Below are 16,804 nucleotides of genomic sequence, written 5' to 3' on the forward strand. Positions count from 1 at the left end.
CCCGGTTATGCACGTTGCGGACTCAGGTAAGGGTTCGGCGCCGGAGTGGGAAACGCCGCGACGACCCCGAGTGGAATAGTGATCATGCGTTCTTCTTCGGAGGGCAGGACCGTTGTCCAGCCAAGCCGCGGCGCGGGTTCGGCGGCGGCCGAGCCGATTGCCGGCAGTGGCGCAATCCTTGAGGACACCTGCATACGCAGATGGATGTCGGCCTTCACGCCCACATACAGCTGCACGAAAGCCATCAGTTCGCGGTTGAGCCACGCTCCGGGCAACAGGGCGTGCGCCTGCTGTGCGTTGCCCGGACGCAGCGTGGCCCGCGCGGCACGACTGCGATAGGTCAGTCGCTGGCCCAGCACGTAGCCTCCCCCTAGCCCTTTCTGCGCGCCAGCCATCACGGGTTCCGGTGGTGTCGCCGGGCATGAAGTCAGCGGCCGCAGCTTGCCGGTTCCCGTGATCGCCGGAAAAAACTCGTCGACGCGCACGTCCACACCCGGCAAGGCCAGTGCAATGACGCCCGCGAGCCCTTCTGGCGTACGTGTTTTCTGGGTCAGCAGGCCCAGCAGCGCGAGCATGCGTGCATCAGGCAGCCCGGCGCGTTTGGGCTTGTCACCCCAGCCGAACCCAACCAGACACAACAGATTGAGCGAATGCGGGTCGGTTGCGCCCGGACGAAAACTCTCCACATAGCGGTACTTTTTCCACGCACGGTAGAGCATCGTGACGAAGCGGTGATTGAAGCAGTCGAGAAATGACTCGACGACCTCATGTCCCTGTTCGCGCAAAACGATGTCGTCGATCGTGTGTGACGGCATCGCCGCGTCGACGCCGTAGAGGCCCATGAACGTCGTGCGCACAACAGGCGTCTGATGCCGTCTGGACTCGTCCCATGCATCGCCGAAGTCGACTGTGGCGACTTCGCTCGCGGGAAACCCGGCGCGCGGCCACGAGCCGAAACGCACCGACTCGTGCTCCGGCGTATCGCGGGTTCCGAACCCGGGACGATCGGTGGCGCCGACCTCCAGCAGGCGGCACAGTTGCATGAAACTCATCTGCGGCGCACGGGCCAGCAGGGACGCGACCAGCGGTTCGAGATTGGGAGGATCCTGAGGCTTCATAGCGGTGCGCGTTGTGCTTTGCTGCGCGGCCAGACAGTGCGGGTCTGCGACGGCAGGCTCACGATCGAGAGCTTCGTGAACAAATTGATTTCCGCATACAGCGCGAAGAACTGGTGCAGCAGTTCACCAAAGAGCATGACGTCGCCCTCGCCGGCGAACGCCTGCGCATCGAGCGTCACTTCGATCAGCACCCCGCGCTCGACCGCGCCGCCCGACACCTCCTCGAGCAGCTCCTGCGAGACCCAGAGAATGGCGGCAAGGCGCCGGCGGTTCAGCTCATCGTCAGTCCAGTCGTAGAGCGCGAGCGCGCCGCGCAGCACCTCCGCATTCATCATCGAGAGGAAGTTCGGAGCGAGATGCGAAAGCACGCGCCACTGGAACCGGTCGCCCGTGGGCGGATACAGCGGCAGCGTGGGCGCGACGAGATTGCGCACGCCCGTGACGTTCGGCGTGCTCGCGGCGAGTTCGCTGATGCTCGCCTCGCGCAATCCCTTGCGCGGCAGCATGCCGTTGGTGCCCGTCACGCGCAGCGAGAGGCTTTCTTCAGGTAGCGTCTCCAGCGTTTCCCAGGCATGACCGCCAAGGATCACCCAGGTCTCGTGCAGCCCGGAGACCCCGAGCCGCACGCGGCCATGGAAGTACCGCTCCGGCGCCTCATGCCGGAGCATGCCCCCGCGATGCCTGAACGTGGCAAAGGGGACATACTCGTAGCGCTCGGCCGTCTCGTGATCGAACGTCTCGATCGCATCGACCGAATAGGTTTCGACGTGCTCCCCGTGATGACCGGCTGGCACGACGCGATACTCGGTTTCGTGATGGTCGATTTCGATCGGTTCCGCGTCGAGTTCGAAGAGGTTGATCACCGGTGCGCAAAACAGTCGAATGTTCTCGCTGGTGAAACGCTGGTCTGATGGGTAAGCCTCATTGAGCACGAATTCCAGCTCGAAGCGGGTCGCTTCCGGGAGGAGCTTCGCGACGTCCAGGCCGCACAGATCGACGAACAGAAACTTCTCGCGAAAGGAAAAATATTCGAGCAGGAGCTGAAATCCGGAAAAGGCAGCATCGGCTTTGGGCCACAGCCGTTCCTCTGTCGAGAAACCCGCGGGCTCGATCGTGATGCCGGGCAGCGGCACAGGCTCGCCGTCGCGCACCTGTGGAATGCGCCAGAGAATCGTGTCGACCTGGCGCGTGAGTGCGAGGTGCATGGAGAACGCCACCGGCAGATCGGCGTTCAGATGCAAGCGCACGCGCGAAAGGTCGGTTTCCTCGCGGCGCGCCGAATGCTGCAACTCGAAGCCCAGCCGAATGACCGAGCGGCCGTCATGGCGCACGGCAGGTCCCGCGTGCGTGATGGCAAGCGGCTGCAGCATGACCGCCTGGGTGGTCCGGTATAGACATTGCACGGTGCGTGCCGTCGTGCCCTCGCTGCCCGCGGGCGGCACGCTGATCGGCGCCGAACGCACCGGTACGCCGGCCGGCACGACCTCAGTGCGCTGGAGTTTCTCCCGCAGGGGAATGAGTTCAGCGATCGAAAGCGATGGAATCATGCGCAGATAGTGCGGCCACAGCAGGCTCACGAGCCCTTCAGTGAGCTCCGGCAGTTCGTCATCGAGCTTCTGCTGAAGGCGCCCTGCCAGAAACGCGAAGCCCTCGTGGAGCCGCTCGACATAGGGATCGCGGTCGCCGACGCGGTCGAGGTTGAGCATGCGCGCGCGGTCGGGATGGGCCTTGGCGAACTCTTTGCCAGATTCACGCAGGTAGCGCATCTCGGCTTCGTAGTAGCGCAGGATGGGATCGTCATTGTTCATCTATTTTCCAGAGCAGACTCACGCGATCGCCAGCGCGCGGGCCGGGTCGAGCCGGATCAGTTCGGCCTGCAATTCACCGATACGGCGTGCGAGCAAGGGCTTGTCGGTATCCTTGCGGTTGGTTGCCGCTTTGAGCGCACGCAGCAACTGGGACTTGACCTCGAACACGAGAGAAGGCTCCCAGCGCATGAGCGGCAACGATTGTGCGGCCGTGTCCAGTTCGACAAGCAGCGCAACTGCCGTATCCGCCCGACCGGCATGATCGGCGAGACGCGCCATTACGAATCGCTGAAGATAGCGGTGCCGTTCGGTCCGCATCCCTGGTAGCGCTTCGAGCCACGCAAACGCTGCTTCTATACCGTCGCGCCCGGCCAGATCCCGCGCCTGCGCCTCGATCTCCGGCCAGTCGCCAGCGCTCTCCACATCACTGTCTGCGGATACCGGCAGCGGTGCCATGCCCTCGCCCGCTTCGAGGTCGCGCACCACGGCGTGGCGCGCAATCCATTCGAGCGTCGTATCGTCGGCGAACGGTGTGCCGTCGCTGAACGACAACCGCTCAATCCCGGGAAGTCGTTCGAGAAACAGGGCGAAGTCTGCGCGCAGCAGCTCGCGCCATGCGCTGTAGGGCGCGCCGAGGTGGTCGAGAGCGGTATGCTGGAAAAACTGCAGATCGAACCACAGATGATTCACGCCTTCCATGAACGTACCCTCGACACGTTCCAGCAGTTCATGCCACTGCTTTTGCAGCACGAGCCGCTTCATCTGCTGACGCAACTCCGCACGTGGGGCCGTGAGGCGCGTGTGCGAAGCGGCATCCGACGGTGGCACCTCGTGCAACGTATCCCAGCGCACGCTGCGCACGAGGCGCACCGATGGCAGATAGCCGTTTTCCTGCTCGTGCAGCCATGCCGCCATCGTGCGGGCCTGATCGAGCAGGTCACGCGTCGAAGTGATCGGTCCGATTGATGGATTTGCCGTAGCGGGCAACGGGGATGAAGAAATCGCCTCTTCTCTGGAATCCGAACCGTTCTTGCGCTCGAAGCGTGAGACAAGCGGGTGCAGGTTGGGTCGTGCGGTCTCAGGCCAGACGCCGGTGAGCGCCACCAGTACGTCGAGTGCCGCGAGCGCCCGCTCGAGGTCGCTCGGTGCAAATTCTCCGCGGCTATCGAGGAGTTCCATCACGCGCGTGGTGGCCAGCATTTCAAGCGCGCCCTTCTTCGCTTCGGCGCGCGCGGGCAGCACGGCTTCGCCAAAACGATCGACGAGCGCGGCGGCGAGTTCCAGACCGTCAGCGAAGCCCGCAGGTCCATCCTCGCGCAGCCGCGCAAACGCATAGTAGCCCGCAAGACGCAGATCCTTGCCGGTCTCCTTCAAAAGCTGCTCGCAGGAACGCACGATCAAACTCTCGTCGATGTCCGAAAGTTTGCTCGCCTCATCCTTGAGGGCGAAGAACGCATCCTCGTAACCGGGATCGCGGCCAACGCCCGCCTCGCCCGCGAGCGGCTGCAGCCAGGGCGCCCACGCATCCAGACGCGCGCGGACAAGTTCCCCGGCATCTTCACGCGCCGGCAACAGGCTTCTGAACAGTTCTCCGAGCTTCATTGGACCTCCGGCGCGGAACCACGGGGCAACGGCATGGCCGCCTGTTTCGCCGCGGCCAATGCGGCCGGCGGCAACGGCGGCGGACTGCTCGTGGCGATCCTGGGACCTGCCTTCGCGCCGCCGCCTGCAAAGATCCTGGTGGGCAACGTGAAGTGACGGAGTTGCAGCACGCCGAGCGGTCCCGCACCGCCGTCGCTGCGTAACTGGACCTTGAGCGGGATGCCCTGACTCGAGTCTGGCGTCCATGTCAGCAGATAGCGCGCGTTGTCCTGCTGGGACGCCTTTGCACGCTCCAGCAAACGGATCGGCCCGAACCGCCCCTGTGCGTCGAGGGCCGAGCGCAGGCCGCCCTGATCCGTCTGCCATTCGATGTGCGACAGGTTATCCAGCGACTGGCCCGGCCACTCGAACGGCACCCATTCTTCCTGCTGGTTGAAGTAGTGCAGATCGTTGTTCGAGAACACGATTCGCATATCCGTAATGCCCGGTGTCGCGACGCCGCGCAAATCAAAGCGGATATGGGCATCGCCGGACGGGAACAGCACGATCCCGACGCGCAACAGCCGGTTCAGACCGTCGAGGAAGCCCGGATCGAGCATGAGCGCGCCGTGATCCGCGCCTTGTGCGGCCACCCACCTGTCTCCCTGACGCTCGACAATGCCGGCCAGTTGCGTCGCGACGAACTGTGCGATCACGCCGCTGTCGGGACGCATGAAACGAACCATGTCGGGTATCGAAGCGTCGTTATCCGAGTCTGCGAATGGATAACGGCCCCCAAAAGCCTGATTCCAGTCGGCCACGATTGAATTGCGCCAGATGTCGTTCAGACTGGCCGCCGCCGGCTGCACGACCGCCTGCCAGGTCTGATTCAACGGCGCCTGCAGCATCTGGCCGAAACCCGCCCATTGCTCGCCGAGACTGGCGGCCACACGGCTCGCGTAGTCACGGCTGTCCGCGATGTCGGACGTCTTGCCCTGCAACACGGACTGCGCGGCCACCCGCGCCATCGCCTCAGTGTCGGCGCTGTTTGCCATTTGTTGCAGCTTCAAGCGCATCGACGTCACGCGTTCGAGATAACGGGCGAGACTCAGGTCCGAAGTGGACGCGATCTGCGCGGCGGTCTTGCCGGTTTGCGCCGGCGCGCCGGTTACGAGGTCGCTGCCCGTCAGACGCAGGATCGGCCCGAACGCGTCCGCGAGCGGGGCGAGTTGGGGCTGCGCCCGCTTCGACGGATCCTTTTCGTCGTTGCCGACCAACTGCTGCGCCTTGCTGATCAGGGAATCCGAGAGCGATTGCGTCGCTGCGCCCGCGCCCGCCTGATACACGACTGCGTTCATGAGTGCGACCAGCGGAGAGCGTTGCGGGTCGCCGAGAAGCGTGAGCTGATCGGCAGTTGCCGACAGTGTCGGGGCGGACTGCCAGCGCAGGCTGTTGAGGAACAGCTCCCATGCACGCGCGTAGTCGTCGAAGTACCGTTGTCGCAGTTCGCCTTTCAGGGTCGACGACGCCTGGCTTCCGGACTTCGCATCCGAAAGCACCCAGTCGCCAGCGACGTTGCCCTGCTCGCTCGCTTCGTCGATCGCCTTCGAGATACGTTGTTCCCACGCGTCGCGCGTGAAGATGCCCGGGATCGTCTGCGTCGTGTTGAAGAGGCCGCGTCCGGTGGTATCTCCGAGCAGTGTGGGCAGAGAGACCGGTGGGTATTTCGGTTGCGCGTCGTCAAGGATCTGTTGATAGACCGCATCCGTCGAGTTCTGGATGCCGCGCACGCCGATGATCGTCTGACGGGTGGCCGCGACCAGGCTGCTATCTGCCGCAATGGCAAGCGCGCGGCTACCGGTCGACGCTTGCGTCCCGATGTGACTCGCCAGGAACGCAATGGTGTGCTGACGCAGATCGTCCCATGTCCCCGATGTGACCGATGAGTCGGATGGGCGTACCGGAACGGCGGTCGCGAGGAGTTGCGGTGTCAGGAAGGACGCCGCGGCCCGCTCGGGCTTCGCGAGCATCAGATAGGCTTTGAGCGTGTCGTAGGCGGCCTGCGCCTGCGCGCTGCCGCCGCTTGCGATTTCTTCATCCGACATGGAGGCGAGTTGGCGCAGACGGTCCTCGAACTTCTGGCGGATCGGGCTGACGAGGATGCGGCCGGCGGCATCGGCATAACTGGGCCGGAAGGCGGCTAACAACGTGCGGTCCTGATTCAGGCCAAAGCGAGTCATCAACGGTGCGCCTTCGCGCTGGCGCACTTCGAGCGTATCGATTTGCTTGTCGAGGCTGTCCAGTGTCTGCATTGCCTGCGTGGGACTCTGGGTGCTCGCAAGTCTTGCGATCGTGTCATTGGCGGCGCTGATCGTTGCGCGGTTCGTGAAACCCGACACCATGGTGCCCACGGTCCAGAGGCCAACGGCTGCCGTGGCGATCCATGCGGCTGTCGTCGAAAATGAAAAACCGACGCGCCGGCCGTGCACCTTGCGGCTGTGGTCCGCGATGGTTTGCCAGATCGAGTGGTGCTGAGGGGACGCGCTCTCCTCTTCGGACTCGCCGTCTCCTTTATTGCTTTCGGTTGGTGGGGCTAGCTCGCGCTCCTTGAACAGCGGCGCGAACAGGAGACCGTGCACGGCGTGGCGCCAATGCTGCGCTGTGCGCAAGACGAGTCCCGACAATGCGCTGCCCACCCCTTCGATATGTTGCGAAAGCTCGGACGGATAGCGGTCTCGATTGTCCTGTGCAAGGCGTGCAACGCCAACGTCGGCCAGCGTGCGGGTGAGACTATAGAGCGATGCTTCAATACCGCTGGCGTTGACGCGAGAGTTTGCCCAGGTAAGGCCGATGGCTTCATCCGGACCCGTCGGCTCGGTGCCGAAATCCGTCACGTTGAGCAGGTACGCGGGTGCTGCCCAGCGCAGTGCGCGGGCGTGGCGCGCGAGGCGTTGGCCGGGCCCGTCGTTGTCGAACGGGCTTTTTCCCGAGTTGCGATTGCGCGTGACGGCGACGATCGCATCAACGGGGCGACGGCGGCGCAGGCGGCGTATCTGGTCAAGCCAATCGATATCAAGTGTATTGCTCGTCTGCTTCGCGTAAAGCAAAACAACATCGCCAGTGAGCACGTAACCACCGTCAACCAACCCGGGGGCGAGACGTTTAACAAGCGGCTCATCGCCAGCCACAAATATCCATCGCTCACGATAGCGCCAGCGCCAACCGTGACGGTTATACAAGGTTTCGCGTAGCGCGCTGCCGTGATCGACTGTCACCTCCACCTCCTCCGGATCACCCTCCCCGACAGGCACCGCACGTTTGACCGAGTCGTACTTCGCAAACCATCGTGCGGCCTTGAGAGTGGCAATCCACAGCAGCAATCCCTCGAAGAGCTTGAACGATAGCAGTACGACTAGCCAGATACACACCAGCGAAAGTCCAGCGATGAGCCGCTTCTCAACAGTCCATCCGTGCAGGGATCCAAATATCAACATCGCAATCAGGAGTACGACGAAAACGATGGTCGCAGCAGCGCCAAAGAATAGGCCGACTGGCAGGGTTTTGGATCTAATTGCGTTCATGTCTTTTTCTTGCACACGAGGGCAAGCACATCGTCACCTTCTCTGCAAAGTACGAGCTGCGGCTCACCCGTCGTTTGCGCGTTTTCTGCAGCAAGTGCGAGGGTCAGCCACGGCCCCACACTCGAGCAATCGCCCACCGACGTCTCTAGCGGGAACCAAGGTGTGTGGTCCGTGAAAGCCGAACCTTGACGCACGGCGCCAATTTGGTCGAGATGCAGGCCGTGTGACCAGACCGCACTCAGCTTCTCAAGTGCGGTCCGCCCCCAGCGGGCAGCAAGTGCGAGTGTCGTCGCCGTTTCATCGAGTGCTCCGCTAGCTGGGCGATGCAGGCATAAGCGTGACGGCACCGAAGACGAAAGTTGTGGATGCCCCACCAGCAGGGCAACACCGGCCTCCGCAACACCGTCGGAAAGTAGGGCGCTTATCGCATTGCGAAGCTCTATCGCGATAAGCAAACGCGGGCTTTGCGGGTCGCGTCTGTCGCACCACCCGTCGACGCGGAACAACGATACCGCTTCTTCTGTACGTTTCACGTCAATCTTCAAACCCGGCGCGCGGGCTGCGGCATATTCGCGCAACTGTGCCTCAACTGCGCCAACGTGCCCGACAGGGAAAACGGACAACTCGGCCAGCAAACGGGTGTCGCGTGGCAACGACGTTAGCGTCGAAGCTAGACGTTCCAGAAGACGGGCAAGCAGCCATGTGATCACGGCTTGTTGACGCGCATATTCGCTCAACTCATTGCCAGGAGAGAACGTTACGTTTGGAAGCACAAGCCAGCGCGCGAGCACCTGTTTATCGCCAACGGTCGCGCTCGGCCGCGGCTCCATCCTCAGCCCCCCACCGAGTACGCTATCGACGGTGTTTTCCTTCATATCCGATGAAAAGCACCATGCGTGACCAAGGACTGCAAGCGGACGACTCGCCCTGTCATGGCAGTCCTGTTCGATCCGCTCGCTGACCTTGTTGGTCACAATTGCCTCGTTGCGACAGGCGTAGCCATACCCAAGCCGCGCGAGAAGCAAAACAGTGAACGCTACGAACGGCAAGCCAGCCACGCAAAGACCAAATAACAATGTGTTCGTTGGCCAGCCTGTTGGCCAGAGAAGAATTGTCAGTGTGGCGCCAGCGCCCATGATCAGCACGAACAGCAAGAGCCAGGCAAGAATAGAGAGCCGTGGCGCTGGTGGCACATCAACCTTTGGCGGCACACGGTTGAAGTCAATCGGCATTGGTTAGCGCACTCGCACCCCATCGGTCGAGGCAATCAGTGCCGCGCCGCATTGCGTATGATTCCCTTCGCACGCGAGAGGCGTACTTTGGTCCTTCATTCTGCCGCCGCCCTCCACGATCATGTTCTCACCGTGTATCGGACACGATACCCTGTCGTACAAGCGTGCTGCACGACGCCCCCTTACCTTGATCCGATCGGAGCCAGTAAGGACCTTGCCGCCATGACTCGTCGCATCGCCTTCGTAAATGAGTTTTTTCATTAGCATAACTACCTATTATATAAAATAATGCTGAAGGAAATTCGCGCCCTTAATGTCATCGAGCTACGGTGGCGAACGGAGACGAAATTTTAAACGGCAATTGTCGGGATCATGGATTCTCAGACTTCACTTCCTTTGCCTTCAATCAACACCAAGTGCCTCAACCATTAACGAGTGGTACTCGGAGAAACGGAAATTTTCAGCGTCTTCCACGCCGTTAACCAGCGATGACGATCAAATATAGTTACCCACATTTCAGTCGCCAGAATTATTACTTTCAATCCAACTTAATTCATCTTCTTGTTGACACCAAGTGCATCACACATTAACCAGGCCTCCAATGGATTTTTTCCACCATAATAGTTAATTTTGCACCAACCAGCGGTCGTCTTTTCAACCACGACCTGATCTCCTTCGATCAAATACTCTCTCGTCCGATCCTTAATATTAGGAGATTCATGTAGATAACTCCTTTTTATCACCTGAGCGGAAATATTACCATCCCGAACCATTAATGAGATAAAAGGAGAATACATAGCCCTCATAACATCACTCCTCGATTGATAAGGGAATTTATAAATCCTGCGTTTGCCATCTGATAGCCAGCTATAATCGACCCCAAACCACTCAGAAGCGCGCTCAGCTCGACGCAGACTGCTCCCAACCAGATCAAAGACAGCAATCGAGAAGAATATGCCAGAGGAATTGGGCTCCACAAGAGATTCCCGTATTTTCATCGAATGGATCACGAATAGCATTTCCTTTTTATCTCGGCCAACACTCAACGCAAATGCGTCAATAATTTTCCCTGGCGAATCATCATACAGGAGGCCTCGCCCATCTGACCTTACGGGAGCTGCTCCATCTGAAATCCAATACAGAGAAATCGCGTCTGCATCGATCGGCGTCCGAGTTTTTGGGTCTACCGCTCGTTCACGAACGAAGCAAATTGTTCCGTTACTTGTACTCACAGGCGGATAGCTCTGCGCGAGGTGGATATCCGAGCACGTATTCTTTGCCCACGCAGAACCACTTATAATGACAACTACCAGAAAAGTCCAAATTTTAATCATCAACGCATCTCGGGGAAATTTGTCGCCTCGACCTTCGTCACCCCAGTAAATGCTTTGTCTGTCGACAACTGACAACCCCATAGACCGAGAATAAATCAATCGAAACGAATCGTCGATGATCAGGTTACTTAATTCGTTCCCAAACCCTTTGTGGAATCTCGTTCCCGAGGTTGAGAACGGTCATTTGCTCACTGTATCGACGATAGAGATTTTTAGCCTTTTCTTTGAAGCTATTATCCCAGTAAGCATCGGCGAGATTCAATTTCGCAACAACTCGATCAGGGAAATCGGAAACGATCGTCTCCAGCACTTGGATAGCTTCATACGACCTTCCATTCCTAGAAAGATAGAATGCGAGATCGTTTATATCTCCCACATTTTCTCGACTGAGGTGACCGGATATTTCGGACACGTCATAATCTTGCATTTCTCTCAAAAATATCCGAAGCGAGTCTCTATTTTGCTTTGCACCTTTGAACTTTCTGATTTCACGAGATATCTCGCTGGCCACTTCAGATGGCGACTCATATGTAAATGCGCCGACATCACCAATGGTGGCGCAACCCTTCACACGACTTACGCGCTCGGATGATACAACGGCCCCTGAAGATACATCAGCTTTCTCACCGATTATCTCTCGGATGAGGCACCAATTTTTTTGATTTGCATTCCATGCATATACATTTTTATAGATTTGACCGCCCTGACCAGGGCAACTGCCGTCAATTACCACACGATTTGTGTCTTGTATTGCATACAAAACCATCGCGCTGCATTTGTCGTATTTTGAAACCTTATAGTCTATAGTCTTACCGATGCTCGGCGAATAATATCTAATTTTCAATCCCATCCCAGATGAATCGACCGTGTATATGAATTTCCCTGACGCAATTCCGCCCTCAAAATTTCCAGAAATAATAAATGGAGAATTCACACCGGCTACAGCGGTGCCCGTCAATAAATTTACATAGCATGCTAGCCATATCCCGATGACTCGAAAATAAATATTCACGATTTATCCAATCAAACGCCACTTAGGGATTGCAATCTTTTTTCGACGAAAGGTCGGATTGGACCCGTAACTCGGTACCATCCGCGATCTTTAGGACTGCCGTGGCTATCGACAGGCCTTCCGGCAGCGTCATCAAGTTCAAGATATCGTCTATATCCTTTAATTGCCTCTGCCGCAGTTTTATGAAATATTCCAGTCTTCGAAAGACCAGGATCATTCCACATACCCCACGCGCATGAAGCTCTCTTCTCGTTATATGCCCTGCTCTCTTCGAAAAGGTAGACACCATTTCTATTAAGTACCAAACAACTTCTTACACCCAAGGCGTCAATTGCCCTATTTAGATAATTGAGACGGTCATCGTAGCCCGTATATGCACCATTAATGGATCTTGTGACCCACATAAAATCATCTGCATTGCTCGGATCAATTAAACCAGCAAGAACCGCATAGAACCACGCTGCAGACAATACTGAATGCGGTGCCATTTCGAGTTTCTTCATCGCCGTCAGAGTGGAGGTTACGTCTTCTCCCGAATATGCCTCGTATGCCAAGTAATTCGCTTCGTAGGTTACTTGGATTAACCCGCGTCCGCGCCATGGGTCGTATGACTTCGCGTCTTTTCCGGATTCCACGGTGGCACTAAACTCCGCACTTTCGTGAAGTATCTGAGCCAAGAAATGTGCACGTGAAATGCAGGAGTCGAATTTATATTTGACAAAAGTGTCATTTATAGCGTCGATGTATTCGTTGAGAATTGATTCACTGGCGCGAGTTGCAATGCGTTGTAATACGGCCACGGATATTGGCGTATCTTTACAGCTACAGTGGCCGCTCAGGAAATTCCCCACAATCGCAATCGGATTGATGTGGTACACATCCGGCCCGGGAAAGCCCGGTACACCGGCTTTCACCTCATCCCACCACACAAGTTTCGGAATGCGCTGCTGATCCGCTTCCAGGGCCAGCTTCGATTTCGCGTCCGACCTCTCCCCAAGGGCGCTGTACAATTCCTGCCACTTCGACGGATTTGACCATTCACTCTCGTGTTTCACGATCAGGCGTGACGCCCCCTGCATCAGCCATGGATAGCCGTCCGACTCCGTCGTCGACATTGCACTGAGTTCATCGGCCGCCTGCTTGCCATTACCTGTTCTGAATACGGCGTCATACACCTGTTGCATTAGTGGGCTGAGTTTCTCGCGCGATGCGGGCTCCGGGACCTCGTCTTTCGACATGTAGTCGATCCATTGCGGCGTGGTCGCGAAGATCGTGTGTGCGGTGTCATGGGGTTCAGCAGGCAAGACATTGAAATCGACCCACTTCTGCGCGAATTCACGTGTCACCATGCCACCGCCCGGGTGATTCGCCTCCCGAACCCAACCTTTAATGGCGTGACCAAGGGCGTTGGCAGCCTCGACCTGGTACCAGCTCACTTTGCGCTTGCTGATGGGATCTTCGGTTTTTTCCGCGCACACGTTATCCTTGTTACGCCCAAGTTCCGCAAGTGAGTACACCTGTATAACGGCGGTCTTGTTTGACTGCGCATCCGTGCCGGCGCTGAACTGGTCGCCAGCGCCACGATGGTAAAGAATTGTGTCCCGATCAATCCGGAGGAGCGTTGGCCCGGGCGGCAATCCCAGCTCCTCCCATTTATCCTTCAAGGCCCCGTTCCGCGAAATCCATTCCTGACCGTAAGACAGGAATTCCACGATACTGTCATCGCAAAAGACTTCAATGTGCACCCGCCGGTCTCTGGTCACATTTCCAGCGAGCGGGTCGAAACGGCCAGGATGTCCCATGATGTCACCAGCCTTGACGGGGATACCCACCTTGTTACTTTGCTGCGCACCAGTTGCGTCCGCGCTGGCCGTTGGCACAATCACCTTGTCGAACATGGTGGCGGGGACGCTCTGTTGCGCGACGGGACCACCATTCTCCTGTCCCAGGAAAATCCAGCCACCGATCGCTGTGGACGGATCGACATATCCGCCGGCCTCAGTCGGATAAAGCAACGCCCCCTGCAGGTCTGTCAGTTGTCCCCACGGAGACTTCCCCGTCGTTTGAACCTTGCCAACGGTCACGCTCGCACGCTGAGGCAAGATACCGATAATCTGGCCATTCGGCTTTTTTCGGACGCGTAGGCCTATCTGTGACGGATCTGTACTTTGCCCCGCGCGGGCTGCGGGCACGTTCTTCGCACAGTCAGTGATCGTCCACTGTTGCTGCCAGTATGAGGGCTTCTGCCGCCTCGGAAAATTCACGTCGTAATCTTCATTGGCCATCAGGTGCATGTAGAGACTGTAGAACTGCAGTTTCCTGTTGCCTGGAAACTCCATCTCGTGTCGCACGAGAGCGAAGCCGGTACTGTACGCCGCCTGAATCGTTGCCCCGTCCGATGCCGCCACCTCACTAACCGGATAGGCCTTGTTCGCGCGAAACGCAATCAGTTCACCGTCGGCGATCACTGGCACACCCGCGTCGAGAGCCAGTGACTGGCCAGCACCAGACTCCGTGATATGAATCCCGCCATGCCACATGCCCTGGCTGCTGACTAGATACGAGCCGCCCTTCTCATGCCCGGCCAGAATTTTGTAGATTTCGTGCTCGTCGGTGAAGCGCGCTGCAGTCGTGGAATTCGCATGCGCCTTGCGCAGGAGAGGAAACACGAACGGAAGCATCTTCAGTTTGGCCCTCACGGGCGATTTCGGATCCTTCGGTGCTGGCTGCGACTTCTTCGGTGCGGATTTGTTGGCCATGAACGTGCTTATTCGGAGAAACGGAAATTTGCAGCGTCTTTCACGTCGTGGAGCGGCGATGACGACCAGGTTGGAAACTTGAAGTTGCCACCGTTAGCATCGTCGATCGTCAAATTGCCTTTTATCTCGATTTCACCGGCAGGACTGCCGAGAATTATCTTGCCGCCAGCGAGCTTGATGTAGGCCCCTGAACCATCGCCGATCGTCACACCTTTCCGACCGATGATAAGCATTTCGTCATCTGAAGAACTGATCGTCATCTTCTTCATTGACATGAGTTCCATTTCATCCGACTGTGCCTGAATCTGCACCGTTCCTTTCGCGGCAAACAACTGGATTCCAAGCTTCGCCGCAAACAACGAGATAATCTCGCCCGCGGCCATTGCGATGTTCTTCGCCACGCCGAGATCAAAGCCTCGTCCGGCCGTAAGGAACATCTGCTTTCGGGTCGCAATCAGAAGTTTGTCGCCGCTCGCGATACCAGTACCGTCAGGAGCGGTTGCCATGACAACTGCGTTCCTGAGCCCCTTGAGATTTTGATCGACGAGAACGCGGTGTTGCTCGACATCTGGAGGCAGCGCTTTGGCTGCACTTGCGGACTCTTTGAGCGACTGCATGATCTGCTTGGATTGCTCGAGCGTCGCGTCGCCATCCTGTATGGCGAGTTGCGGGCCACCGGCACCGGCCTGATCCTCGGCAGTGACGAGCACACCCCTAGCTCCACGAACTGACACGTACCCGTCCGATCGCAGCTCCGCGCCCCGCCCCCGCTCCTTGCGATCACCATCAACCATATGCCCGAGATTCAATTCGCTGGTCTGAAACGGCGTGGTCAGGTGGATATGCTCAATACCTTCCTTATCCTCCATCCGCAATTCATTCTGCGCAGCCGTGCGAATGAGGTTTCGGGTGTTGTTGAGGTTATTGACGAGATCGGGATGCAAACTATCGTGCATCGCGCCGATGATGATCGGACGGTTAGGATCGCCCGCCGTGAACTCCAGCGCGACCTCCGCCGAATCGATCAACGGAAAGTGATGACCATAGTTGTCGCCGCTATACGGCTTGGCAAGGCGCACAGGCCGGCTTGTGCCGCCGGGGCTCCACTCGTCCAGGTCGAACGGCAGCTTGATGACATACCAGCCTTGCTCGGTCAAGTACGAGTATTTGTAATCTCCGGGCGACGTAATGCGGGCCGGGAGAATGCCCGTGATGACCTTTGGTTTGACGTCAGTCATCGAGGTCCGCCAGACGCGGTCTGACGGAATGCCCTCGAACGTCACCCGATACGACTTATTGCGCGCGCCGTGCGAGCGCACCGATGTGATGAAGATCCCATGTTTTGCGTCAACCTGAACCGGGTCGACCTTCATGACTTCACCGGCCTCCAGCCAGAATGGATTGCCCATCCCCGAGAAGATCACCTGGCCGGCGAGATGCGCCTCATGACGCAAACGCGCGATGCGCTGACCTTCCTCGGGCGTTTCATAGTGTTCGCCCCAGTGATAGTCGACCGCGTTCGTCGTCGTGTCGCCTCGTGCCGCGTTTTCCTCGACCAGCAGCGATACATCGGCCTGGCGGTGGTTGTAGTCATGCAGCCGCACTGCTTCCGGCACGCGGTGGGTACGGCGCGTGAGCATCTTGATCGAGTCAGCCCCGACATTTGCAAGGCCCGAATGGCGACGATAAGGCACCGTACGCTGCTTGCGCGAATACGCGTCGAGATCGTCGCCGAACACCACGACGGCGTAATCTTTTGTCTGCTCCCAGCGAAACCAGATGCCCTCTTCCGCGCAGATGCGCTGGATAAACGCGAATGTGGTCTCGTGGTACTGGGTGACGTACTCGTGCCGCTTGTATTGGCCCCGCAACTTGAACACAAAGTCGACACCCGCCCGATACCCATAGTGACGCAGCGTATCGGTAATGATCTCCTCGACTGACTGCTTCTGGAACAAACGACTCGTCACGCCGCGATTTAGGTCAGCCAGCTTCGGTTCGAGGCGCACGCGGTAACGCGTTTCATCGGCGGACGTCTCTAGCTCGTCGAACTTCGTGATGATGCCGTGAATGGTGTACGCCGGCGGCTTCTTGCTGAACTTCTCCGCATTCTCTCCGTACATCCGGTGAAGGTCCCCGAGGTTCGGATCAATGGGATCGATCGCAAATCTGGCCGGGCGCCCCAGCACCTGGTCCATCGGAATACCCGCCGTCGGGCTCGTGAATTGAATCTCGTACCAGTACAACTGGCTGACCTTATCCTCGCCAGCGAATTTCAGGATCGAGAACGGCGCGGGATGCGGCGCCAGCTTCAATTCATAAGCCTGCAGAGGCATGACCATCGACATCGAATCTCTCCCGGATACACAATGACGGCAA

The 16,804-nt window shown here is 58.4% G+C and carries 10 protein-coding genes; all 10 read right to left on the reverse strand.

The genetic code is table 11. The annotated features are described in order from the left end of the window. Nucleotides 1–5: 5 nt before the first annotated feature. The 10 genes from tssG to AB4Y35_RS30235 all read right to left on the reverse strand — a co-directional run bounded on the left by tssG (nucleotide 6) and on the right by AB4Y35_RS30235 (nucleotide 16,773). Complete coding sequence (gene tssG, locus AB4Y35_RS30190) at nucleotides 6–1,118, reverse strand: type VI secretion system baseplate subunit TssG (RefSeq protein ID WP_368707275.1); 1,113 nt, start codon at nucleotides 1,116–1,118, stop codon at nucleotides 6–8. Next, a complete protein-coding gene (tssF, locus tag AB4Y35_RS30195; RefSeq protein ID WP_368707276.1) occupies nucleotides 1,115–2,926 on the reverse strand; it encodes a type VI secretion system baseplate subunit TssF in 1,812 nt (603 codons plus the stop codon). The genes tssG and tssF overlap by 4 nt, the downstream gene beginning before the upstream one ends. An 18-nt stretch (nucleotides 2,927–2,944) precedes the next feature. Next, nucleotides 2,945–4,528, reverse strand: coding sequence for a type VI secretion system protein TssA (gene tssA, locus AB4Y35_RS30200; protein ID WP_368707277.1), 1,584 nt, complete (start codon nucleotides 4,526–4,528; stop codon nucleotides 2,945–2,947). After that, nucleotides 4,525–8,088, reverse strand: a complete 3,564-nt coding sequence (locus tag AB4Y35_RS30205) for an ImcF-related family protein (RefSeq protein WP_368707278.1) — start codon at nucleotides 8,086–8,088, stop codon at nucleotides 4,525–4,527. The genes tssA and AB4Y35_RS30205 overlap by 4 nt, the downstream gene beginning before the upstream one ends. Beyond that, the gene (locus AB4Y35_RS30210; protein ID WP_368707279.1) at nucleotides 8,085–9,320 is read right to left on the reverse strand and encodes a hypothetical protein; all 1,236 of its coding nucleotides are present in this window, start codon (nucleotides 9,318–9,320) and stop codon (nucleotides 8,085–8,087) included. The genes AB4Y35_RS30205 and AB4Y35_RS30210 overlap by 4 nt, the downstream gene beginning before the upstream one ends. Before the next feature lie 3 nt (nucleotides 9,321–9,323). Continuing rightward, nucleotides 9,324–9,587, reverse strand: coding sequence for a PAAR domain-containing protein (locus tag AB4Y35_RS30215; RefSeq protein ID WP_368707280.1), 264 nt, complete (start codon nucleotides 9,585–9,587; stop codon nucleotides 9,324–9,326). Between the two features lie 281 nt (nucleotides 9,588–9,868). Next, on the reverse strand, nucleotides 9,869–10,654 hold the full coding sequence (locus AB4Y35_RS30220; protein ID WP_368707281.1) for a hypothetical protein: 786 nt from the start codon (nucleotides 10,652–10,654) through the stop codon (nucleotides 9,869–9,871). A 124-nt stretch (nucleotides 10,655–10,778) separates the two neighbouring features. Further along, nucleotides 10,779–11,666 carry a tetratricopeptide repeat protein gene (locus AB4Y35_RS30225; protein WP_368707282.1) on the reverse strand — a complete coding sequence of 296 codons (888 nt, stop codon included), beginning with the start codon at nucleotides 11,664–11,666 and terminating at the stop codon, nucleotides 10,779–10,781. Between the two features lie 11 nt (nucleotides 11,667–11,677). Continuing rightward, nucleotides 11,678–14,425, reverse strand: a complete 2,748-nt coding sequence (locus AB4Y35_RS30230; RefSeq protein ID WP_368707283.1) for a glycoside hydrolase family 19 protein — start codon at nucleotides 14,423–14,425, stop codon at nucleotides 11,678–11,680. 8 nt (nucleotides 14,426–14,433) lie between these two features. Then, the gene (locus AB4Y35_RS30235; RefSeq protein ID WP_368707284.1) at nucleotides 14,434–16,773 is read right to left on the reverse strand and encodes a type VI secretion system Vgr family protein; all 2,340 of its coding nucleotides are present in this window, start codon (nucleotides 16,771–16,773) and stop codon (nucleotides 14,434–14,436) included. Nucleotides 16,774–16,804 lie beyond the last annotated feature (31 nt).

Source organism: Paraburkholderia sp. EG286A, assembly GCF_040965375.1.
In the GTDB taxonomy this organism is placed as follows: Bacteria; Pseudomonadota; Gammaproteobacteria; order Burkholderiales; family Burkholderiaceae; genus Paraburkholderia.